Below are 22,342 nucleotides of genomic sequence, written 5' to 3'. Positions count from 1 at the left end.
CCCCAAAATACGTTGCATAAATAACGACACACCCCACCTAATACACTCTTAGTGTTGCGTGCCACATTGATAAAGGAATAGGGTAAGAGAAAGGAGAAACGTTGAATGACTGAATGCAATGATGACAAGGCACAAGAAAACGTTGCGCGTGAAGAATCTACGCATGAAGAATCCATGCATAACAAAACTACGCAGGAAAAAGCCGCTCAGAAAAAATCTGCACAGGAAATAACCGGCAGCGAACTGCGCAAGGCCGAAGAGGAAGCCCTCAAAAAGCGCCTCGCCCTGCGTGTCACTGCGCCCGGACACAAATACCCCTGGCACCGCTGGGCAATCCCCATCGTGGGTGAAGCTACCGCAGGTATCGGCGCAATCCTGATTCCCGTCATGGTAGGTCAATTCATCAACCAGTACATCGCAGGAAAAGCCACCGACGCCTGGCCCATGTTCTGGGTAGTTGTCGCATCCATCACCTTCATCGTGATTAACGAGTTCTTCGGCTGGGGTACCTCCATGACCCTCAGTGCAGAACTCGGCCGCGATTGGCGCATCTACATCAACCGGCTCATGGGCAAAACCCGAGCCAGCGTAGACTCCGGCGAAGCGGTCACGGTCATGAACAAAGATGTACGCCGCATTACGGACGTCTACTTCTCACTGCCGCTATTCGTTAACGCCATGATCATCGCGACCCTCGGTGCCGTGCAGCTCTGGCTCATCAACCCCGTCACTGCGGTCGTCACCCTTATCGGCACGCTCATTGTGGTCGTCGTCATCGCCTGGTACTCGACCTTCCTCGAATCCAAGATTGGCGAATACCGCGAAAAGGACGGCGAAGCCTCCTCACGCGCCTCCGACATCGCCACCGGTCTGCGCACCATCGCCGGCCTCGGCGCCGAAGAACAGATACGTGAACGCTACCACCGCGGCACCGCCGAAGTCTTCGACAGCTACATGCGCTACGAAAAGACGCACCGCTGGATGTACCTCATCCGCGCACTGCTCGGCGGTGCCGTCACCCTGCTCGGCATCGGCTTCGCCCTCACCGGCCACGTCGAAAACGGCCGCTGGGTCTCCGACACGCCCGCTGCGTCCCTGGTGACCGTCGCCTCCATTATCGCGATGATGGGCGGCCCCATCTGGATTACCCAGAACTTCCTCACCGCATGGCGATACGCCAAGATTGCGCTCGCCAAGGTCGCCCGCCTCGAAGGTCACGCGGGCGTACGCCAGGGCGTGCTGAAGAGCCCGCGCACCGATGAAGAAATGGCGCAGCTGGCACGCGCCGTACAGGCAGTCGAGGCGAGCACCTTTGAGGTGTCCGTACCCGTCGCTCCCACCGGCGCTAGCAACCCGCGCATCGTGTACGTCAACCCGCGCGACTACAACCTCACCGCGCAAGACTACGCCGAGGCGCTTGCCCGCACCCTGCGACGTGGGGGAGAGGACCTCAAGGACGCTACCGGCCGCCGCGTGCTGCTGAGCGAGCCGAACCCCATGATTTTCGCCGGAACCCTGCAGGAGCACCTGCGCCTGGGCACCGTGCCGAACCCCGACGAGGAGCTGGCACAGGCAAAGGACCAGGAGCTGCTGAAGATTACCGACTCCCGCGAAATCGCCTACCGACTGGGCGGACGCAACCCCGAAGACTACTTCGCCGCCCGCATCACCAGTGAAGGCGCGAACCTCTCCGGTGGTCAGCGTCAGCGTCTGGCACTCGCCCGTGCGCTCGCACAGGATGCGCAGGTGCTCATCCTGACTGAGCCGCTGAACTCCGTGGACGAACCCAGCCAGCGCTACATCTACGATGCGATGGAAACCCAAATCGGTAGCGACCGCCTGCCCGTCGGTTATCCCGGCCTGCTACAGGATTTGGAGCAGGTCTACGTTGTCTCCACGACCGCGGAGACGACCCGCCGCATGGAACGCGACGGCTACCCGGAAACCACTCAGAATCAGGAGGTGAACTAGCATGGCAAAGCAGCTCCCCATCGAAACCCCCGCTTATGTGGCACGCCGCATGTGGAACTACCTCGCAGTGCATAAGGGGCGGGCCCTCTACACCTTCGTCATCTACATGGTCAGCACCCTCATGGGTGCGGTGGTGCCCCTGCAGATTGGTGCCACTGTGGACGACGTGGTGGCGGGCAAGTTCTCCAGCTACCCGTGGCAGCCGATTCTGATTATCCTGGCGGCGTTCATCGTGCAGGCGATAACCCTCATGGTCTCCTCGTACAGTGCGGCCCGACTAGGTGCACTCGTCACCCGTGACGCCAACCAGGACACCCTCGACGGCACCCTCGATCTGGACGCACGCACCGTGGAAGAAGCCGGTAGCGGCGACCTGCTCACCCGCGTGACCGACGACCTGTCCTCGGCAGCAAACGCTGTCAGCACAGACCTTCTCGGTGCAATCTACGTGATTCTGTACTTCCTGGTTTCCACGATCTCTCTGGCGTTTGTGAGCCCAGCAATGGGCCTGATCATGCTGCCCATGATTGCCGGTCTGGCGCTCATTATGTCGAAGATGCTACCGCTCATGGCGGCACGCAACCAGGCCACCCAGGAGCGCGTGAGCGACCTCAACAGCGTGCTGACCGAGAATATTCGCGGCACATCCACGATCCGTGAGCTGGGCGTTCACACCGCCCGCGAGGACGCCTTCGCCGGCGAGAACAAGCGCCAGTTCGCCGCGCAGCTGGGCATGGTGCGCATCCGCCAGCTGTACTTCACCGTGGACGCTATCAACGCTTGGATCCCCACGGTTCTGTGCATGCTCTGGGGCGCCGCCTGCGTGGCTCTCGGCTGGGCAAGCTGGGGTGCCGTAGCGACCGCCTCGGTCATGGTTTTCAGCCTGCGAACCCTCGCCGACATGCTGAACCACCACGTTAGCAACCTGCGCATCATGCTCGTGAACATGGGCCGCGTGTTCGGCGTGGTCTCCTTGGCGAAGAAGCAGCGTGAGGAGCGTGCACAGCACCGCGCCGAAGCGTTCGCCGCCGTGTCTGATGAAGCCGTGAAGAACCCGGAGTATGCCGTTGACTGCTCCCACGTCTCGTACGGCTACTCGCCGGACGCTCTCGTTCTGGAAGGCATCAACCTGAAGATTCGCCGCGGCGAAGCGCTCGCCTTGGTGGGTCGATCCGGCTCGGGCAAGACCACCCTGGCTCGTCTGATTGGTGGTTCGCTGACCGCCTTGGACGGCACCATTAACGTGATGGGTCGCCCGGTGGGTCACGGCGACTTCCCGACCGATGCCGCCACCGACGGCCGCCCGCGTCTGCTGGTCTGCACCCAGGAAGCACACGTCTTCTTCGGTACTCTCGCCGATAACTTTACGGTGGTCGTGCCGGATGCAACCGTCGAGCAGATGCGCGAGGTACTGGACGCTATCGGTGCCCGCTGGTGGCGCGACCTGCCGCAGGGCATGGACACCGTCGTCAGCGGCGCGGATTCGCCTCTGACCCGCGACCAGATTCAACAGCTGGCACTGGCACGTATCGTGCTTGCTGACCCGCACGCCGTGATTCTGGATGAGTCCACCACCCAGCTGGAGCTCGCGGACGCAACTGAGTCCCTGAGTGCCGTGCTGGCGAACCGTGCGGTGCTAATCATTTCGCACGATGCGCGTATCGCCTCACTGGCTGACCGTGCGGTCCTGTTGCACGAGGGCAGGATCATTGCGGAGGGCTCCCCGGCAGAGATTTTCGCCCTGACCTAAGCCCGGCAGGTATGCCCGTCTGATAGCGCCCGGTACTGTCTAAAGCGGTACCGGGCACTGTCTTTTAATGGGCGAGTTCTGGGTGGGGTGTGTGCTGAAACCTGCGCTGGAAAAACTGAGCTGGAGTGGTGGTGCAGTACCGCAATGCTTAAACGAAAATTTCGGAGAGAATCACTTGTCACCCACAAAACTTTCAGCTAGTGAGAATCATTGTGATAACCTGGCAGAGCGATATGGGGTGCCTTGACGCCATGCCCCTTCACCAGCACAAAGTCTTCTGATAGGTGCACCCGGTGAAGTACATGCTTCTCAAGGCTGAGAGAATCACCCATTGAACCTGCTCTAGTTCGAACTAGCGAAGGGATTATCGATAATGGCAGAGCAGCCTACCGTGCGCACCAGCACACCCGCCACGAACACCGCCGTTGGAACCCTCAACGTGCCGAGGGTCCTCTCCATCGCGGGAACCGACCCCTCCGGCGGTGCAGGCATTCAGGCGGACCTCAAGTCCATTACCGCTTCCGGCGGTTACGGCATGTGCGTGACCACCTCACTGGTCGCCCAGAACACCTGCGGAGTGCGCGAAGTATTCACCCCGCCCCTGGAATTTTTGACCGCGCAGCTTGCCGCTGTTTTTGATGACGTCACCGTTGACGCCGTGAAAATCGGCATGCTCGGGGACGCAGATACGATTCGCACAGTCCGCACCTGGCTGAGTGAGCACCCCGTGCCCGTGGTCGTGCTCGACCCGGTCATGATTGCTTCTAGCGGTGACCGCCTGTTGCAGGCGGAAGCGGAGCAAGCGCTGCGCGACCTCGTGCCGCTCGTAGATGTGATTACCCCGAACGTTCCGGAGCTTGCCGTGCTCTGTCAGAAAGAGCCCGCCCAGACGTTTGATGAGGCTCATGAGCAGGCGGCGAACCTTGCGGCGGATACCGGAACCACCGTGATTGTGAAGGGTGGCCACCTGCACGGTGAGGACGCCGGTAACACCGCGGTCTTCCCGGATGGCACCTGTGCGCATGTGCGTACCCCGCGCCTGGAAAGCCGCAATACGCACGGCACCGGATGCTCCCTGTCCTCCTCGCTGGCAACCCGCCTGGGCGTGGAACTGCTACAGCATACCGAAGCCGCAGAGCACGCTGCAGACCAGCAGCTGACCAGCGAAGACACCCACCGCGCCCTGCAGTGGAGCACCCGCTGGCTCCACGAATCCATCGCCGCAGGTGCCGGATTGCAGGTTGGCTCCGGTGAGGGCCACGGCCCGGTGGATCACGCCGCTCGTGCCCGCCGTCTGGAGGCTGCCGCTTCCTCGTACCCGTGGCATCACCTGCTCGCCACCACCGACTCTGAGGGCAATACTCTTGACGGCACCAGCCCGGAGCGTCTGCTGCCGGTCAGCCCTGTGCCCGCTGGTAAAGCCGTCGTAAAGCCCGCCGGTCCGTGGACCGCCGCCCTCTGGGCAGCCGGTGGCGAAACCTGGCACCAGATTCTGGACCTGCCCTTCGTGCGTGCCCTCGGTGAAGGCACCCTCGACGAGGACCTGTTCGCCTTCTACCTGGACCAGGACGCCCTCTACCTGCGTGATTATTCGCGTGCGCTCGCGACTCTCTCGGCGCGTGCTGATACCGCTGCGGCGCAGGTGCACTGGGCAGCCGGTGCGCACGAGGCGATTGCTGCCGAATCGCAGCTGCACGAGGGCTGGTTGGCGAACCGTGCGCGTCTCGGTGGCGCCTCGCCGATTACGATGGGGTACACGAATTTCCTGCGTGCCTCTGCTGCCGGTGATGATTACGTGGTCGGTGCCGCGGCGATTCTGCCCTGCTACTGGCTGTACGAAGAGGTGGGCGCTGTGCTCTCCTCACAGAATCACGCGGACCACCCGTACGCGGAGTGGTTGAGCATGTACGGTGGTGAGGATTTTGCCGCGGATGTGGCCCGTAGCCTCGCGGAGGTAGAGCGTGCGTTTGAGGCGGCTTCACCGGCTCAGCGTGTGCGTGCGGCGCGGGCGTACCTGTCGGCGTGCGTGTACGAGCGTGAGTTCTTTGATCAGGCGCACCGAGCATTGCGTTAGTTTGCCGGGCGCTGCGCTAGGGTAGCACCGGAGCCAGCTCGTAGGTGCTTTAGGTACCGATGCTTTTAGGTGCCGGTTTTTTGGCTGAATACTGCCTCAGCATGGTGCGAGATGGGTGATTGATGCTTCACTCAGACTGCCGCCGGTTCGGCGGTTGTGCCGGTTATGCTTAAGGCGTCGGTGAAAACCGTTTACGGTAGGATTCCGGCCCTCACCCAACTGGCTGATGTACCTGCCGCGCCCGCACCTCTACGGTGTGTAGCCGACCTAGGAAAGTTTGGCCCGCCGCAACCACCTCATCCAACCCCCGCGGCGGGCCAAACGCCTTCCTTCCCGGGTTTTCTTCTCGGGCTCCGTTTGAAAGCGTTTCGCGTATAAATCCCGCATAGAAATATCCCGTGCAGATACTCTCACCTGCACGGGATATTTCTATGTTTCTCACCGCTGCGAATCTGCCGCTGCGGCTTGCAATTCGGGGGAGAAGCGCCTACTTGCTCTCACCCTTGAGCGCACCCATGAGCGGGCCAATCACGTCCATGGGCAGCGGGAATACCACGGTCGAGTTCTGGTCGGCACCCAGCTCCAGCAGGGTCTGCAGGTAACGCAGCTGCAGGGAGGCGGGGGACTGGCTCAGAATGTCGGATGCTTCCTTCAGCTCGCTCGAAGCCTCCAGCTCACCGCGGGCCGAAATGATCTTTGCGCGGCGCTCACGCTCAGCCTCAGCCTCACGAGCCATGGCGCGCTGCATAGCCTCAGGAATCTCAACGTCCTTAATCTCGACGAGCTCCACCTGAATACCCCACGGCTCGGTACGCGAACCAATGATGGAACGCAGATCCTCGTTCAGGTCCTCGCGGTGCGCGAGCAAGGTGTCTAGGTCAACGCGACCAAGCAGGGAACGCAGAGTGGTCTGCGCAATCTGGCTGGTGGCAATCGGGTAGTTCTCAACCTCAAGCACAGCATTCTTAGCGTTAGTCACGCGGAAGAGGACCACGGCGTTCACGCGGGCAGGGACGTTGTCCTTGGTGATGACTTCCTGCGGGGGAATGGTCAGGGTGATAACACGCATGTCAACGCGTTGCAGAGAATCAACAAAGGGGAAGACGACGTTCAGGCCGGGCTTCAGCTCTGAGCGCAGGTGGCCGAAGCGGAAGGAGATGCCACGCTCGTATTCGGGGATGACGCGGAACATACGAATCAGAATAAAAAGAACAATAACGGCAACTGGGATGAGGATAGTTGCCAAAGTGACGGGATCCATGGTTTTCCTTCACAAGTATTGGGGGAGGATGGTATGTGTGCCTACCTGCCCGCGCCCCGTACGGTGCAGGTAGTAGGGGATGCCCGGTATCGGACATATGGAGGAGTTTGGGAAGGGGAATTTTCCGTCCCGGCGTACGTCGCGGCGGGTCGGCGCTTTAGCGGCACCCTGCGTGGAAAATGCAAAAGAGAAATGAAAGAGAAATCCACACAGGGTAGCCACCGAAGCTAACAGACGGACCCAACCGACCGGTCAGCCGCCGGAACGGAAAAACTTATGCAGCGCTACTTCTTCGCCATTTCCTCCGCGACCTGAGCATCAGCAAGGTTCTGCTGTTGCAACACCTCGTTCGTGGTCTTATGCAGACGCGGAACGGAGGTGCCGGTACCACTCCATGCGGGGCGGTCCGGGTCGAGGAAGGAGGTACGAACCGGCAGGGTTGCATCCGCAATTATCTGCTTACGGGTCTGCTCGGTGCGGCGCTTACGCTCATTCGACACGCCACCCCACTTCGCCGCGAAACGATCCATCTTCACGTTCACCGATTCATCAGCGGTGGATGCGTGAATATGCTTCGGATCGTTCTGGAAGTTCGCGGGGGAACGCATGAGCTTCACAGCCAGCGGGTAGGTCAGCGACAGGCAGACCACAACGACCGCACCCTCCACCAGAAGCTCCAGCGGGGAGTGCCAGACGATGGCGGCACCAATGAGGGTGACCACACCTAGCAGTGACACTGCCACTGCCAGTCCGCGGTGGAAACGGCCCGACTCGGAGTAGGGCCATTCGTCCACTTCGCGGGTGAGCTCGCGGCCGTTCGCCGAGACGGTGCAGGTGTCCTTGATAGGGCAGGTGTTGCACACGCTGGGCTTGGCGCGGTAACGCATCACTCGGTTATCCGAGTCGAATGCGGTCGCCCATAGCCACTGGTCTTCGGGGCAGAGCCACGCGTCGCTCTCTTCGTGGTAGGTGAACCCGAAAGTTCGCGCCGCCACGAAACGCTGACTGGTGCGCTTAGCGAGAATATCGAAGCCCCAACCCACGGCGACCAGACCGAGCGCATACACGCAGGCCAGCCACACGAAGAAAGAAACTCCAGCAATCTGCTCAGGCATGATTAGCCTCGACGATCGCTACGGTAGGGGCTGGTCTGCTCGGGTAGCTCCTCGGCAGCCTGAGCACCGGCGAACTCTGCAATGCGAGCGTCCTCAACCTCTTCATACAGCGGCGGCTCGGGCAGCTCCAGAACGGTTTCCTTAGCGTTCTTGGAGAAAATCTCCTTGATACCCAGCAGTGCCAGCTTGATCAGCGGGATGATGCCAACCAGGAAGATGACGTCGCCGGGCATACGCATCCAACCCATCACGGCGGAGGCGCCGTCGTGAATGAACGCGAAGGAACGAGCCTCGTAGTAGCCCTCACCCACGGACTTGTACAGCTGAGCAATACCCAGCGGCAGCAGCGAGATGAAGGACATCCACAGCAGACCAATATTCAGAGTCCAGAAGGAGAACTTCAGGCTCTTCTCCGGCCACTTGTTCTCCGGGAGCAGGTAGCGCAGACCGAACACCGCGAAGGCAATCGCTAGCATACCGTACACACCCATCATGGAGGCGTGTGCGTGGTTTGCGGTCAGTGCCGTACCAATCTCGAAGTAGGACACGATCGGCAGGTTGATGAGGAAGCCGAACACACCTGCGCCGAGGAAGTTCCAGAAGCCCACAGCAATTAGGAACATGACAGCCCAACGGTGCGGGAAAGGCTTGGTGCGATTGGAGTACTGGCGAGCACCCAGCTGCATGAAGCCCCATGCCTCAACGGTCAGGAAGGTCAGCGGGATAACCTCAGCTGCGGAGAAGAACGCACCAAATGCCATCTGTTCGGAGGGGGTACCGACGAAGTAGGTGTGGTGCAGGGTACCGACCACGCCACCGACGGAGTAGAGCACAGCGTCCATCATGATGATGGAGATGGCGATGCGCTCGCGGACTACGCCGAGCAGCACGAAGATGTATGCCACCATGACGGTGGTGAACAGTTCGAGGAAGTCCTCCACCCAGAGGTGAACCACCCAGAATCGCCAGAATTCGGCGACGGTCACGTGGGTACGCTGACCTGCGAGCAGGCCGACTGCGTAGAACATGGGGATGGCCAGGCCGGAGAAGAGGAACAGCCACGGCAGGGAGGTCTTCTTCGAGTCCTTCAGACGAGCGGAGAGGGTACGCCAGACGATGACAATCCAGATGAACATACCTGCGGTGAGCAGAATCTGGAAGAATCGCGGCAGGTCCAGGAACTCCCACTGCTGCGAGAAGAAGCCGGTGAGGTCCTTGGGGATCAGGCCCTTCTGCGAGAACCATTCGTTCAGCAGCGAGCCGAGGACCACGAAGACCACGGCGCCGATGAGAACGTAGGTGAGCAGACCCTGCTTCTTGGGTTCGCGGCGGGTAATCAGCGGGGCGATGAAGATACCGCCTGCCAGGAACGCGCCTGCGGTCCAGAAGAGGGAGAGCTGAAGGTGCCAGGTTCGAGATACCGTGTAGGGCAACAGCTGACCCATGTCGATACCGAAGAATCCGGTGAGTTCTTCACGGTAGTGCTCGGTGAGTGCACCCACCAGAGCCTGCAGTAGGAAGAGCACCAGAATCGTTGCGAAGAGCAGGCAGGCTGCCTTCTGCGAGGGGGTTAGGCGAACTTCGTCGGGCTGACGGAAGTCGAGGACGGGTGCCTCTTCCGCGTGCCAGCCGATAGCGCGGGACCAGCGGCCGTAGATGGCGAACATGAGACCGGTACCACCGATGAGGGCAATCAGGGAGAGTGCCGACCAGACCATCAGATCCGCGGTGGGCTTGTTGTCCACGTTGGGTTCGGAAGGCCAGTTGTTGGTGTAGGAGTAGGGCTGGTCGGGGCGGTCTGCCGCCGATGCCCATGCGGTCCAGCCGAAGAATGCGACGATGTCGTGCAGTTCTTCTTCGTTCTTAATGGCGTTGGGGAACAGGCCCTGCGAGGTGTCACCCTTCATGAGGGTTTCGCGGTAGTGCTTGAGCATGAGCTGGTAGCCCTTGGTCTGACCAGCGGACCAGGTGATGGTCTTGGTGTGCTCGTCGTACTTGTTCTCCTTGCGCCATTCGTTCTTGACGAGTTCGCGGGGGTCCTGCTTGCCCTGTTCGCGGTACTCCTTGACGGCGGCATCGGTGGTCAGGCGCAGGTATTCTGCAGTGTAGTCGGGGCCGAGGTAGGCGCCGTGGCCGAGCACGGATCCGTACTGCTGCAAGCCGCGTCCCTGGAACAGCTCCTGACCGTGCAGAATCTGTTCTTGGGTTGCGATGGTTTTGCCGTCGTTACCGACGATTTTGTCGGGTAGCGGCATGGAGAGTGCGTAGGTGCGCATTGCAAGGACTGCCATGATGGTGAAGCCCAGGAGCATCACAAACGCAACAGCCTGTACCCAGCCTTTTCCGGCATAGGCACCGACCGTGTCTGAGCGGCGGGCAATCTTTGCTGCCTGCGCACGCGAGACGGGTTTTGTAGCCATAGTGTATGTCTCCAGTGTGCGTGGATTGTGTAGGTGGAGTGGTTCCGACGCACATCCGCTGGAGGGGCGGCTCACTATGTTCAGGGTGAATCGTCCTTGAGGGAGGTGCGACAGCCCACCCTGCTCCTATTTTTGCATATTAAATGCGTATTTAAGAAACTTTACTGACGCTTCGTCGCAATGTGACGCGGCTACCTTGCTGGAAAATCTGCAATCACACGACGAAAAACCTGAAATATTACGTTGAGGTTGAATCCTTGGCGGGAGGCGCATCCCAGCATGTGGAAGGGAGGTGCGGCACCCCTCACGTTCCTACACTCGGGTGTGGAATAATAAAACCCGATACTACTAAACACAGTACAAATTTTTTCAGTATAGATTCTGTGCACCCACACGGTGCATCATCAGAAGGGGTCATTCACCCCGCATCCACGGCGGACCGCCGCCACAGCCCGCAATCTATCGGCACCTCAGGAGAGTTCACGTGCTTCTCTACAGATCCACCCAGAAAGCAATCACCGGAATCCTGCGCACCGTCTTCCGCGCCCGCGTGACCGGACTCGAAAACTTCCCCGCCACCGGCCCGGTGATTGTCGCCTCCAACCATCTGTCCTTCCTGGACTCCATCATTATTTCCGCCATGATGCCGCGCCGCGTAGCGTTCCTAGCTAAGGCTGAGTACGTGAACACCCCCGGTCCGCGCGGCAAGATGATGAAGGCATTCTTCGAAGCCGTGGACATCATTCCCGTGAACCGCTCCGACCGTTCCGAATCGCTCAAGGCGCTCGATATTGCCCTGAAGAAGCTACAGGAGGGTAAGGTCTTCGGCATTTACCCAGAAGGCACCCGCTCCCGTGACGGCTACCTGTACCGCGGCAAGATTGGTGTGGCGTGGCTGGCGCACATGACCGGCGCGCCCGTGGTACCGGTCGGTCTGATCGGTACCGACCGCCTGCAGAAGCCCGGGTCGAACATGATTTACCCGCGCCGCTTCACGATTCGTGTGGGCAAGCCGCTCTACTTTGAGAAGATCGGCGAGAAGATGACCGGCAAACAGCGCCGCGTCACCACCGACACGATCATGGATGAGATTGCTCAGCTGTCCGGCCAGGCGCGAAAGCACGAATATAACGTTTCGCCCTCAGCCGCACGTGACGCAGGTTAGGGCACACGCCGCCTATACCGCGTAGACTTAAACCGCGCATTCACGCACCGACCCCGCGCTTTGGGGGAGAGTGGTGCAGGATGCGCGGTTTGTCGTATGCGCGAGCCTGAGGTGACCCTGGCAGCCCCGTAGAGACCCCCACCGCAGAGACCTCGCACCGACCCCGTAGAGAACCACCATAAAGCCCAGTAGAGCTAGGAGAAAGTACCCATGGCAGAGCCTTCCAGCTACCGCCCCGCCCCCGGCGAAATCCCCACCGACCCGGGCGTTTACCGTTTCCGCGATACCGACGGCCGCGTCATCTACGTGGGTAAGGCAAAGAACCTGCGCAACCGCCTCAACAGCTATTTTGCGTCCCCACAGACACTGAGCCCGAAGACTTATGCGATGGTGCATACGGCGGCGAGTGTGGAGTGGACCGTGGTGGCGAGCGAGATGGAATCGCTGCAGCTCGAATACACCTGGATTAAGGAGTTTTCGCCGCGGTTCAATATTGCGTTCCGTGATGATAAGTCATACCCGTACCTGGCAATTACGGTCAATGACGTGTACCCGCGCGCGATGGTCACTCGCGGTGAGCGACGTAAGGGCGTGCGCTATTTTGGCCCGTATTCGCAGGCTTGGGCGATTCGTGAAACCCTGGATGCGCTGCTGCGCGTGTTCCCGGTGCGTACCTGCACGAATGGTGTGTTTAACCGAGCGAAGAATAGTGGCAGGCCCTGCCTGCTCGGCTATATCGATAAGTGTGCGGCGCCGTGCGTGGGCAAGATTAGCGCCGAGGAGCATCGCGAGTTGGCGCGCGGGCTGACCCGGTTTATGGGTGGTGGTGCTGAGAAGCATATCGCCCAGCTGACTGCTGAGATGAAAGCCGCCGCAGCTGATATGGACTTTGAGCGCGCCGCGATTCTTCGTGACGATATTGCCGCGTTGACTAAGGCGTTTGAGCGTAATGCCGTGGTGCTCGGCGCGACCGTGGATGCCGACCTGTTCGCCTACGCTGAGGACGACCTGGAGGCGTCCGTTCAGGTGTTCTTTGTGCGTGGCGGCAGGATTCGCGGCCAGCGCGGCTGGATTGTGGAGAAGGTCAACGACAGCACCGACGCGCAGCTCATCGAACAGCTGATTGCGCAGGTGTACAGCGATATTGCGGCGAGTCTCGCCTCCCAGAAGGACGCCGAGAAGAGCCTGAACAGCTACGATATTCCGCGTTCCGTGCTGGTGCCGGTGGAGCCCGAGAATAAGGAGCAGCTGGCATTCTGGCTGGCGGAGGTGCGCGGCGGCCCCGTGGAAATTAGCGTCCCGCAGCGCGGCGACAAGGCAGAACTCATGAAGACGGTTGCCGAGAATGCGCGCCAGTCGCTGACCCTGCACAAGAGCCGCCGTGCCGGTGATTTGACCACTCGCAGCGCCTCCCTCGTGGAGCTGCAGGAAGCGCTGGAATTGCCTGATCCGCTACTACGCATCGAGTGCTACGACATTTCGCATGTGCAGGGTACGAACGTGGTCGCCTCCATGGTCGTCTTTGAGGATGGCATGCCCGCGAAGAACGCCTACCGCACCTACAGTATTACCGGCGACGCCGCGCGTGACGATACCGCCAGCATGTACGACGTCATTACGCGCCGTTTCAAGAGGCACCTGGCGCAGCAGGCAGAACGCGAAGCCGCGCCCGTGCACTCCGGTGAGATTGATGCCTCCACCCCCGAGCCTGCGAAGTTCGCCTATCCGCCGAACCTGGTGCTCGTGGACGGCGGTCCGCCTCAGGTGGCTGCCGCCTCCGCCGCGCTGAGCGACCTAGGCATTACGGATGTGTACGTTGCCGGCATCGCTAAGCGCCTGGAGGAACTGTGGCTACCGGACGACGACTACCCGGTCGTCCTGCCGCGCACTTCGCAGGCACTGTACCTGGTGCAGCGCATCCGCGATGAGGCGCACCGTTTCGCTATCACCTTCCACCGTTCTAAGCGCGGTAAGGCGATGGTCGCCTCCGCCCTGGACGAGGTGCCCGGTCTGGGCGAGGTGAAGCGTGCCGCGCTGATTAAGCACTTCGGGTCGGTGGCTCAGATAAGGCAGGCGAGCGCCGAGGAGCTGACGGCGGTGCCGGGTATTGGTCCGGCGATGACTCAGAAGATTTTGGCGGCGTTGAGCTAGCTTCGCTGATAATGCCGGTTGAGAAGCTGACTGGCTACTATGCACCCGCCTCGTAATAGCTCTTAACAAACGTGTCATAATTGAAGGAAACCGTCATCATTACGAGCGCGCTATCTTCGCGCGCCCTCAACCAGTAGAGTGGAAACCGTGAGTACTAACCATCTGCGCCTATTCACCAGCGAGTCGGTGACTGAAGGCCACCCCGATAAGATTTGTGACCAGATTTCTGACGCCATCCTTGACGGCATCATCGCCCAGGACCCCGTAGCGAACGTTGCTGTGGAGACCATGGTAACCACCGGGCAGGTGCATGTTGCCGGTGAGGTGACCACCTCCAGCTACGTCGAAATCCCCTCCATCGTGCGCGAGACCATTCTGGGTATCGGCTACGATTCCTCTACCCGCGGCTTCGACGGTGAGTTCTGCGGCGTGTCCGTGTCCATTGGTGAGCAGTCCCCGGACATCAACGCCGGCGTGTACGAGTCCCTGGAGGTTCGTCAGGGCATCGCTGCTGACGAGTACGACCGCCAGGGCGCGGGCGACCAGGGCATCATGTTCGGTTACGCGTCCAACGAGACCAACGTGCTGATGCCCGCCCCGATTTGGCTGGCGCACCGCCTCTCTGAGCGTCTGACCAAGGTCCGTAAGGACGGCCTGCTGACTGAGTTGCGCCCCGACGGCAAGACTCAGGTGACCCTCGGCTACGATTCGAACAACAAACCCGTCTCCGTGGACACCGTGGTTGTTTCGAGCCAGCACACTGCAAGCTACGACCTGGCTGACCTGCGTGCAGACATTGAGAAGCACGTGATTGCACCGGTTCTGGGCGGCGTCGAGCTGGATTCCTCCAACGCTAAGTTCATTGTGAACCCCGCTGGCCGTTTCGTTCAGGGTGGTCCCGTGGGTGACGCCGGTCTGACCGGCCGCAAGATTATTGTGGACACCTACGGCGGTTCGGCTCGTCACGGTGGTGGCGCGTTCTCCGGTAAGGACCCGTCGAAGGTGGACCGTTCCGCAGCGTACGCAATGCGTTGGGTTGCGAAGAACATTGTGGGCGCCGGTCTTGCCGACCGCGCCGAGGTTCAGGTTGCGTACGCTATCGGCCAGGCAGCGCCGGTCGGTCTGTACGTTGAAACCTTCGGCACCGAGAAGGTCGACCCGATTAAGATTGAGAAGGCTGTGCGTGAGGTCTTCGACCTGCGCCCGCTGGCAATCATTAACGAACTGGATCTGCGCCGCCCGATCTACAAGAAGACCGCAGCTCACGGCCACTTCGGTCGTACCGAGCCGGAATTTACCTGGGAGCGCCTGAACCGCGTGGATGCGCTGCGTTCGGCAGTGTCCTCCTCCTAATATCTGTCAGGGTAGAGGAGCACGCTGATTCGGGTGACTCAGAGCAGTTCTGAATCGAACTCTTCGGCACCGTTGGGTGCCCAGCAGGAATCCCTGCAACAGCTTGACCTGTTGCAGGGATTTCCTGCTCTTCGTGATGCCCTGATTCCGGCTGCCCCGGAGCCGGTGAATGTTGCCGCTGAGCTGGAGGCGAGCGGTGTGCAGAACCCTGTAGCGCGTGTGCGCGTGGATAGCCCCCTGCCGCAGGTGGACCGCACGTTTGATTACCGCGTGCCCGCTGAGCTGAGTGAGGATGCGGTGCCCGGCGCCCGCGTGCGTGTGCTGTTCAACGGTCATGAGCTGACCGGTTACATTGAGGAGCGCGCCGCCACGACCGATTGGACGCGCACCTCGCTGCTGCCGCTCAAGTCGGTGCTGTCGCGTGTGCCGTCTGTTGCGCCCGAAATTTTTGCGCTTGCCGAGGCGCTTGCCGACCGTTACGCCTCCACGGTGGCGAATGTTTTGCGTCTGGCGGTGCCGCCGCGTATTGCCGCTCTAGATAAGAAGTACGCGCCTCTTCTGCCGGGTTACGAGTCGGCATATTTGGGTGATTCTGCCCGGGTAAGTACTTCCAATATCCCTGAGAGCAGCCCGGCAAACATCTCCGAGAGCAACCCCAAAAGTGTGGGGGAGAAGCCGCAGGAAAACACCCCCGAGAACGCGGCTCTCGAGGTTGCGGAATCTGAGCACACGGATCCCGAGCCTTCTGCCGCCTCCGCCACTGCCTCCACTCATACTGACACGTACGCCTGGCTTGCCACCCCCGGCGCACCCGCGCCCTTCGTACTGGACCCGCCGGCGCTGAACCCGGACGTGCCCGATGCCGCCTCCGTCTTCTCCGATTATGAGAACGGTGCGGAGTTCATTGAGGATGTTGCCGCCGGTGCCGCGACCCGCGCCGTGATGACGGTTCTTCCCGGCCACCTGGAGCACACCTGGGCGGATGTTTTGGCGACCGCACTCGCAACCGCTGCTACGAGTGGTCGCGGCGCTATTGCTGTGGTTCCGACCGCTAAGAACCTGGATCTTCTGGAGGCCGCGCTCGCCGAACGCCTACCGGCTAACGCGTTTGTGCGTTTGAGTTCTGATTCGACTCCGCATACTCGCTATCACGGGTTTGTGAAGGCACGTTTGGGGCAGGTTCCGGTGGTGATTGGTACCCGCGCGGCAGCTTACGCGCCGGTGGCGAACCTGGGCCTGGTGGTGTGCTGGGATGACGGCGATTCCTCGCTGGTGGAGCAGCGCGCCCCGTATTGTCATGCCCGTGATGTGTTGCTTCTGCGTGCTTCTGCTGAGAATACTGCGGCGCTGTTTGCCGGGTTCAGCATGAGTAGTGAAGCGGCGCGTTTGGTGCGTACCCGCTGGGCGTCTCATGTACGTGCGCCGCGTGCGCTGGTGCGTGATTATTCGCCGCGTATTTTTTCGACGGGGTCGGAGTTTGAGTTGGCACGTGACCCGTTGGCGGCGATGGCGCGTATTCCTCACCTGGCGTTTGAGCATGCTCGTCGGGCGTTGGCGCGTGGCCCGGTGTTGGTGCAGGTGGCGCGTAGCGGTTATATTCCGTCGTTTTCGTGCGAGCGTTGCCGCATGCCGGCGCGTTGTGGCGAGTGTAGCGGGCCTTTGTCGGTGGCTTCGGGTTCGTCAGTTCCGTCGTGTTCGTGGTGCGGTCATTTGGCGCAGCAGTGGCGTTGTTCTGAGTGCGGTTTTACGCATTGGCGTTATTCGGCGGCGGGTGCGACTCGTACTGCTGAGGAGCTGGGTCGTGCCTTTCCGAATGTTCCGGTGATTTCTTCGGCGGGTGACCATGTGCGGGCGTCGGTTGGTCCTGAGCCTGCGTTGGTGGTGGCGACTCCGGGTGCTGAGCCGGTGGCTTTTGGTGGCTATGCGGCGGCGCTTTTGTTGGATGCCGATAAGATGCTTCGTTTTGATTCGTTGCGTGCCCCGGAGGCGGCGTTGCGTCGCTGGTTGAATGCGGCGGCGTTGGTTCGTCCGGTGGCTCTTGAGGGCACGGTGGTGACGACTGCTTCGCCGTCGCCGGTGGAGCAGGCGCTGGTGCGTTGGGACCCGGCGTGGTTTGCTCGCCGGGAGCTGGAGGAGCGCTCTCAGACAGGCCTGCCTCCGGCGGTTCGTACGGCTGCGGTGACCGGTGCGGAAGCGGATGTTCGCGCCTTCATTGAGGAGTTCTTGGGCTCTTCTACGCTGGAGGAGCGGGTTCGTGAGCAGTTGCGTATTGTGGGTCCGGTTCCTCTGAATCAGGGGTATTTTGCCTGGTCGGAGTCTCTTGAAGAAGATTCTGAGGAGGCGCCGGTTCAGGGCGATTGGCGTACCCTGATGTTCTTCTCGTACGGCATTGCCCAGCAGGTGACCCGCGAATTGCGTGCTACGCGTGCAACGATTGCGGCGTTGAAGAAGAACGTGGGGGAGCGGCCGGTTCAGATTCGATGTGACGGCCTGGACGTGCTGTGATTTTCTAGTCGTGCTGTAGTGTTCTAGTGAGGGGTGATTTTTGCCCCCAAAGAGACGCACCGGGCAGCACCGATATGTGTGCTGTGAGTGTTAAGTAGGCGGGTTTGCGGGCGCGTTGTGCGCAGAGGCGAGGAGGTGAGAGGCATGCCGAAGATGCCTCATCTGCTGAAGGGTAGTGCGCTGCCTGCCGGTGAGCATCGTCGGCTGGCTGAGTATGCTTCTGCACATCCGAAGAGTGCCCTGCACCGCAAAGGTAAGCACCATGATGCGGCGGTGCTGCTGATTCACGGTATTGGCTACCAGAATCATGGTGAGACGCTCGCGTATTTTGGCAAGCCGGTAGCGCATAGTGTGCAGACTCTGTTGGCGCTGAACACGGGTGCGGATTCTGTTGCGCTCTCTGAAGAGAATCCCGCCGAGGAGGATTCTGCACGGGTTCGTGTTGAGGTGATTCCTGACGGCGATACCCTCCCGCCTGCCGCTGAGGTGAACCCGCTGAGCCACCATAGCGAGCTGACGTATTCGTTGACGATTGAGCGCACAGAATACCCCGCCGCCCCGGTCGAAGAAAGCCCGGAGAGTGCCGGTTTTAATCTCTCTAGCATTGATTTTCGGGGCATTGACTTTCCTAAGGTTGAGCTCCCTAAGATTGATTTGCCAAAAATTGAGCTCCCCAAGGTAGAGCTCCCGAACATTGAGCTTCCCAATATCGAGCTGCCCAATCTTGAACTTCCGCGTCTGCCTCAGCCGAAGCCGCGCCCGGTTCGCACAGTCACTCGCCGTAGCCTTCTTTTTCAGGAAGGCTTCTGGCGGCCCAAGCATTACCGCCCGTTGAAGGAGCATTTGCCCTGGTTGGTGTCGGTTTTGCCGCTGTTTCTGATGTTCTGCTTCTACTGTGAGCGCCCCGGCGTGACCTGGCGTGAGCGTGCCGGGCACCTATTGCGTTTTATGGCTCGGTTTGTGAATGTGGCGCTGTGGCTGGTGCTGGCGGCGTTGGCTGTGATGACCTTCCGTGATGCTTTTGTTGCGTCCCTGGGCACTGTGCAGGGTGCGTTTACGGCTCTTGCGGCGGTGCTCGGTTTGGGTATTGTGGGCTGGGTTTTGGCTCGTCGTGCCCGTGAGCTGTGGGCCCTGGTGAAGGCTATTCCGACGCAGCTGATTCAGACGGCGACCAGCCCGGATTCACACGATTTGGAGCGTATTTATGCGCGTCTGGATCGTCAGCTGGACGATTTGAGTTCCCGTAGCGATGCGGTGGGTATTATTGCCCATTCGCAGGGTGGATATTTGAGCTATGAGCTGCTGCGTCGTCGTGCGGCGGCGGGTAAGAAGCCGATTCGTTTCTTCTACGGCCTGGGTAGTGGCGTGGTGCCGATTAGCATTATCGCTAGTGACCGCAATGATATTCCGGGGCGCCTGGACGTAGCTGGTGGTTACCGTAACCGCGCCATGCTGCTGTGGGTGAGTGCGGTCGCGGCGTTTTCCTGGCTGGTGGAGGTGTCCCTGCTGTTTGGCCCGTACCGTTCGCTGTTGCACTATGCAATGCTGGTACCCCTGGTGTTGAGCATGGCGCCGCTGGTTGCGAGCGTGCTGGGCACCCTGAAGGGTAGGGCGCGTATTGTCTGCAAGTGCGCCCGGGAAAGCACCCCCGAAACTCCCTCCGCAAAGAGTCCGGCTGATATGCGTCTGGCGGATGCGCGCCTGGTCAACCCCTACGGCACGCGCGCCTACGTGAAGTGGTTGATTCCGTTGCTCTTCGTGCACGGTGTTTTCATGCTGTACGCGGTGTTCATGCTACTACTGGCTCAGCTGCGTGTTGAGGGTTCTGTCCCTGAGCTGACCGCCGCCTCCGTGGCGTTTTGGTGCGCGCTGGTCCTGGTGCTCATGATGTCGGTGCGTAGCGTCTGCCACCTGTATGTGCGCGCTTATGCGCCGATGTTGCAGGATCTTGATGTGACTGACCGGTGCGAGATTTCTGCTCATGGTGACAGTATCGGCAGGTCGAATATTACTCAGTCCGCCGGTGTGGATATCAGCTTTGTGACCCTGCCAGGCCCGTCGGTGAATAGTCACATGCAGTATTTTGATGCGTGCTCGCCAGTGCCGTTGATGCTTTCGCACCGCCTGGTGCCGCACATGATGCCGGCGGGTGAGCAGGCGCAGAGGGCGGAGGCTTTCACCGATATTGGTACGGAACTGAACCGCGGTTTTGCGCGTGTGAAGAAGTGGATGCGTACTATGCATTACGGGCTGTATGCGGTGCTTCTGCTGATGCTGGCCGCGTTGACGGGACATGATACCTCGCGCCTGCATTCGGAGGGCTTTGTTCGTCTGGTGGCGGATGCTCAGCAGCTGCGTGAGGAGGCGGGCTCTTCGGATCTGTTGCTGTGGGTTCTGGTTGGCATTTTTGTGGTGGAGGCGCTACTGGTGTTGGTGCTTTCGCCGTTGACTCAGCGGCGTTTGCAGCGTGCATTCATGATGCGTAAGGTGGACCGCACGGGTCAGCTGAGTGAGTTCAACCCTCTGCCGATGGTGACGGCTCTTTTGGGTCTTGATGGTGATGAGGACGATGACGAGGAGTTTGAAGCCGTGGCGAGCGTAGGGGAGAAGGGTACGTCACAAACTTGTGCAGTCCAGACTAGTGCGGCACAGGCTAATGGGGTGTAGATTAGTCTTGCTCGGTACGGGTGCATGTCAGCCATTTTATACACCTTTGTGCATTTAGCGGTTGATAATAGCTCTAGGGGCTGCTAATTAGCTTAGTCTCCGTATCTGCGGCAATATATTCAGCACTGAGGATACTATTTCGGTGCTTGTCGAGGTGGTTTGGCAGTATCTATCACTCAACTTCGCGCATGCTTCACACCGTGTACACCAACGAAAGATGAATGCTGGTGACTCAGACTATGATCGCCTCCGCATATGAACCTGCATGCGGAGGGTCTGCTTCTGTACACAATTACGGTGTCATGCCCCCGAACCCCGTGTTGCTTTCCGATATGACCGAGGAGCTATCTACCGCTACTTGGCGCGCTTCGCTGAGCTGGATGACGCGAAGATTTTCTACACTTATGGTCACGCGGATGAGCTGGCTGCGAAGGAAGCGGCTCGCGGAGCTTACGTATAAGGATTTCTGCTTCGGTGTGATGCGGTGAGGCTGCACCTTCCGGATGCGCCCTCAGGGTGCCCGAGCTCTGCGAGGGCGGGTTCCCTGCGTCGGCGCGGAGGAAGTGTGTAGCGAACCGCCACTGTACATCGTTGCTGTGAGCCGCCCTTGCACGCCGCCGCTGTACGTCGCATACGCTACCCGGTGCCCAGGAATTGAATATGTAGAATGCCGCCGCACCCTCCCGAGTTTCGGGGGAGCGCGGCGGCATTACTGTGTCTAGCGCCGTAATCTAGCGCCGCGTTCTGTAAGCCTTGCAAGCCCTAGAGCCCGCGCACGACCTCCAGCAGTTTGAGTGCTGAGTCGCGCCAGGAGTAGCGGCGCACATCCGACAGGCCATCAATAATCACGCGCTCGCGAACGGCGGGGTCCTCCAGGGAGCGGATAGCCTTCACCCAGTCGGCGGCGTGTGCCTCCGGGGCACCGTCAACCGGCGCGAACACGGTGTGTGGCGCAATCTCACGGAAAATCGGGATGTCACTAATCACCGCGGGACAGCCGGCAGCCTGCGCCTCAACCACGGGCAGGCCGTAACCTTCCTCGCGGGAGGCAGTCACCAGCGCGTGCGCCTGGCGGAGTAACTGCTGGTACTCCTCATCGCTCACGCCATTGTGCACCTCCACGTTCTCACCGATGAGGCGTTCGTCGGTGAGCTGCACCAGACGCTGCGGCGGCATCTTTGACAGCAGGTGCAGGCGGTAATCCGGTAGCGAGCGCATCGCCAACAGTAGAGTTTCTACGTTCTTGTACGGCATGAACGAACCCATGTACACCAGGTGCTTGACGGGCTGCTCTTCACGGGTGATGACACGTTCCAGCGCGGTCTGGCGGGAGACCACGCTGCCGGGCTGCGGGGCGTTGGGCACCACGAATAGCGGCTTAGTGGTCAGCTCGTGCTCACGAATCAGCGCGGCGGTCGACTCAGAAACCGTCACGACCGCGTCGCCGTGGTTGAGCAGGAAGCGCTGCGGGGTGTAGGTCTTGTGGAAGAGTCTCCAGCCCACGCGCACCGGTGCGGGCAGGAACCCGGGCGGGGTCGGGTGCGAGTAGTAGATCAAATCGTGCAGGGTGAGGATCAGCTTGAATTTGCGTCCGGCGGAGCCGATGGTCTGCATGGGGGAGAACACCACGTCCGGGGCGTACTTGTTCAACTGTAGTGAGGCGGTCGGTTCGAGCGGGCCGGTGGGCGAGCAGATTTTCACGTGCGGCAAATCCGGTAGCATCTCCAGCTGACGCTCGTCGCTAATAATCATGGTCAGGTCGAGGTCGGCGGCGGCTTCGTCACCGGTGTCGATGAGGGTTTTGAGCGCGCCCAACAGGGAGGCGGTGTAGCGGCTGATGCCGTCGTGGAAGCCGATACGGGTGTATCGGGCGTCAACCATGAGTTTCATGATGGTTCCTTCTGTTCGTT

The 22,342-nt window shown here is 60.6% G+C and carries 12 protein-coding genes and 1 riboswitch; of the genes, 8 read left to right on the top strand and 4 right to left on the bottom strand.

Annotated features, from left to right (window positions below):
- The first annotated feature begins 105 nt into the window (after positions 1-105).
- From O3648_RS00775 to O3648_RS00765, 3 genes are all read left to right on the top strand, one after another.
- A complete protein-coding gene (locus tag O3648_RS00775) occupies positions 106-1,971 on the top strand; it encodes an ABC transporter ATP-binding protein (RefSeq protein WP_279740709.1) in 1,866 nt (621 codons plus the stop codon).
- 1 nt (position 1,972) lies between these two features.
- Positions 1,973-3,721 (top strand): ABC transporter ATP-binding protein, encoded by a 1,749-nt coding sequence (locus O3648_RS00770; protein WP_279740710.1) that lies wholly within the window; start codon positions 1,973-1,975, stop codon positions 3,719-3,721.
- Positions 3,722-3,945: 224 nt separating this feature from the next.
- Positions 3,946-4,103: riboswitch (TPP riboswitch) on the top strand.
- The gene (locus tag O3648_RS00765) at positions 4,095-5,795 is read left to right on the top strand and encodes a bifunctional hydroxymethylpyrimidine kinase/phosphomethylpyrimidine kinase (protein WP_279740712.1); all 1,701 of its coding nucleotides are present in this window, start codon (positions 4,095-4,097) and stop codon (positions 5,793-5,795) included. Its footprint overlaps the riboswitch before it by 9 nt.
- Before the next feature lie 487 nt (positions 5,796-6,282).
- Here the strand turns inward: O3648_RS00765 and O3648_RS00760 are convergent, their stop codons facing one another.
- The 3 genes from O3648_RS00760 to O3648_RS00750 form a co-directional block, all read right to left on the bottom strand.
- Positions 6,283-7,056: a slipin family protein gene (locus O3648_RS00760; protein WP_279740714.1), complete on the bottom strand. Its 774-nt coding sequence runs from the start codon at positions 7,054-7,056 to the stop codon at positions 6,283-6,285.
- Between the two features lie 284 nt (positions 7,057-7,340).
- Positions 7,341-8,171 carry a transposase gene (locus O3648_RS00755; protein ID WP_279740716.1) on the bottom strand — a complete coding sequence of 277 codons (831 nt, stop codon included), beginning with the start codon at positions 8,169-8,171 and terminating at the stop codon, positions 7,341-7,343.
- Between the two features lie 2 nt (positions 8,172-8,173).
- The gene (locus O3648_RS00750; protein ID WP_279740718.1) at positions 8,174-10,591 is read right to left on the bottom strand and encodes a nitric-oxide reductase large subunit; all 2,418 of its coding nucleotides are present in this window, start codon (positions 10,589-10,591) and stop codon (positions 8,174-8,176) included.
- A gap of 484 nt (positions 10,592-11,075) precedes the next feature.
- Here O3648_RS00750 and O3648_RS00745 point away from each other — a divergent pair, with 484 nt between their 5' ends.
- From O3648_RS00745 to O3648_RS00725, 5 genes are all read left to right on the top strand, one after another.
- Positions 11,076-11,756, top strand: coding sequence for a 1-acyl-sn-glycerol-3-phosphate acyltransferase (locus tag O3648_RS00745; protein WP_279740719.1), 681 nt, complete (start codon positions 11,076-11,078; stop codon positions 11,754-11,756).
- 210 nt (positions 11,757-11,966) lie between these two features.
- Positions 11,967-13,907 carry an excinuclease ABC subunit UvrC gene (gene uvrC / locus O3648_RS00740; RefSeq protein WP_371567816.1) on the top strand — a complete coding sequence of 647 codons (1,941 nt, stop codon included), beginning with the start codon at positions 11,967-11,969 and terminating at the stop codon, positions 13,905-13,907.
- A gap of 147 nt (positions 13,908-14,054) precedes the next feature.
- Positions 14,055-15,260 (top strand): methionine adenosyltransferase, encoded by a 1,206-nt coding sequence (gene metK / locus O3648_RS00735; protein WP_279740721.1) that lies wholly within the window; start codon positions 14,055-14,057, stop codon positions 15,258-15,260.
- A 33-nt stretch (positions 15,261-15,293) separates the two neighbouring features.
- The gene (locus O3648_RS00730; protein WP_371567813.1) at positions 15,294-17,765 is read left to right on the top strand and encodes a primosomal protein N'; all 2,472 of its coding nucleotides are present in this window, start codon (positions 15,294-15,296) and stop codon (positions 17,763-17,765) included.
- A 144-nt stretch (positions 17,766-17,909) separates the two neighbouring features.
- A complete protein-coding gene (locus O3648_RS00725; protein WP_371567810.1) occupies positions 17,910-20,432 on the top strand; it encodes an aconitase in 2,523 nt (840 codons plus the stop codon).
- 762 nt (positions 20,433-21,194) lie between these two features.
- Here O3648_RS00725 and O3648_RS00720 read toward each other — a convergent pair.
- Positions 21,195-22,322 carry a glycosyltransferase family 1 protein gene (locus tag O3648_RS00720; RefSeq protein ID WP_279788563.1) on the bottom strand — a complete coding sequence of 376 codons (1,128 nt, stop codon included), beginning with the start codon at positions 22,320-22,322 and terminating at the stop codon, positions 21,195-21,197.
- Between the last annotated feature and the right edge of the window lie 20 nt (positions 22,323-22,342).

This window comes from Rothia sp. 27098_8_161 (assembly GCF_041432905.1).
Taxonomy (GTDB): Bacteria; Actinomycetota; Actinomycetes; order Actinomycetales; family Micrococcaceae; genus Rothia.
The sequence above is the reverse complement of the archived record's forward strand: the minus strand, read 5'-3'. Positions and strand labels throughout refer to the sequence as shown.

Bases quoted from the DNA above. Each gene is read 5' to 3' on its own strand.
- O3648_RS00775 (WP_279740709.1), top strand. From the start codon at position 106: ATGACTGAATGCAATGATGACAAGGCACAAGAAAACGTTGCGCGTGAA.
- O3648_RS00770 (WP_279740710.1), top strand. From the start codon at position 1,973: ATGGCAAAGCAGCTCCCCATCGAAACCCCCGCTTATGTGGCACGCCGC.
- O3648_RS00765 (WP_279740712.1), top strand. From the start codon at position 4,095: ATGGCAGAGCAGCCTACCGTGCGCACCAGCACACCCGCCACGAACACC.
- O3648_RS00760 (WP_279740714.1), bottom strand. From the start codon at position 7,056: ATGGATCCCGTCACTTTGGCAACTATCCTCATCCCAGTTGCCGTTATT.
- O3648_RS00755 (WP_279740716.1), bottom strand. From the start codon at position 8,171: ATGCCTGAGCAGATTGCTGGAGTTTCTTTCTTCGTGTGGCTGGCCTGC.
- O3648_RS00750 (WP_279740718.1), bottom strand. From the start codon at position 10,591: ATGGCTACAAAACCCGTCTCGCGTGCGCAGGCAGCAAAGATTGCCCGC.
- uvrC (WP_371567816.1), top strand. From the start codon at position 11,967: ATGGCAGAGCCTTCCAGCTACCGCCCCGCCCCCGGCGAAATCCCCACC.
- O3648_RS00725 (WP_371567810.1), top strand. From the start codon at position 17,910: ATGCCGAAGATGCCTCATCTGCTGAAGGGTAGTGCGCTGCCTGCCGGT.
- O3648_RS00720 (WP_279788563.1), bottom strand. From the start codon at position 22,322: ATGAAACTCATGGTTGACGCCCGATACACCCGTATCGGCTTCCACGAC.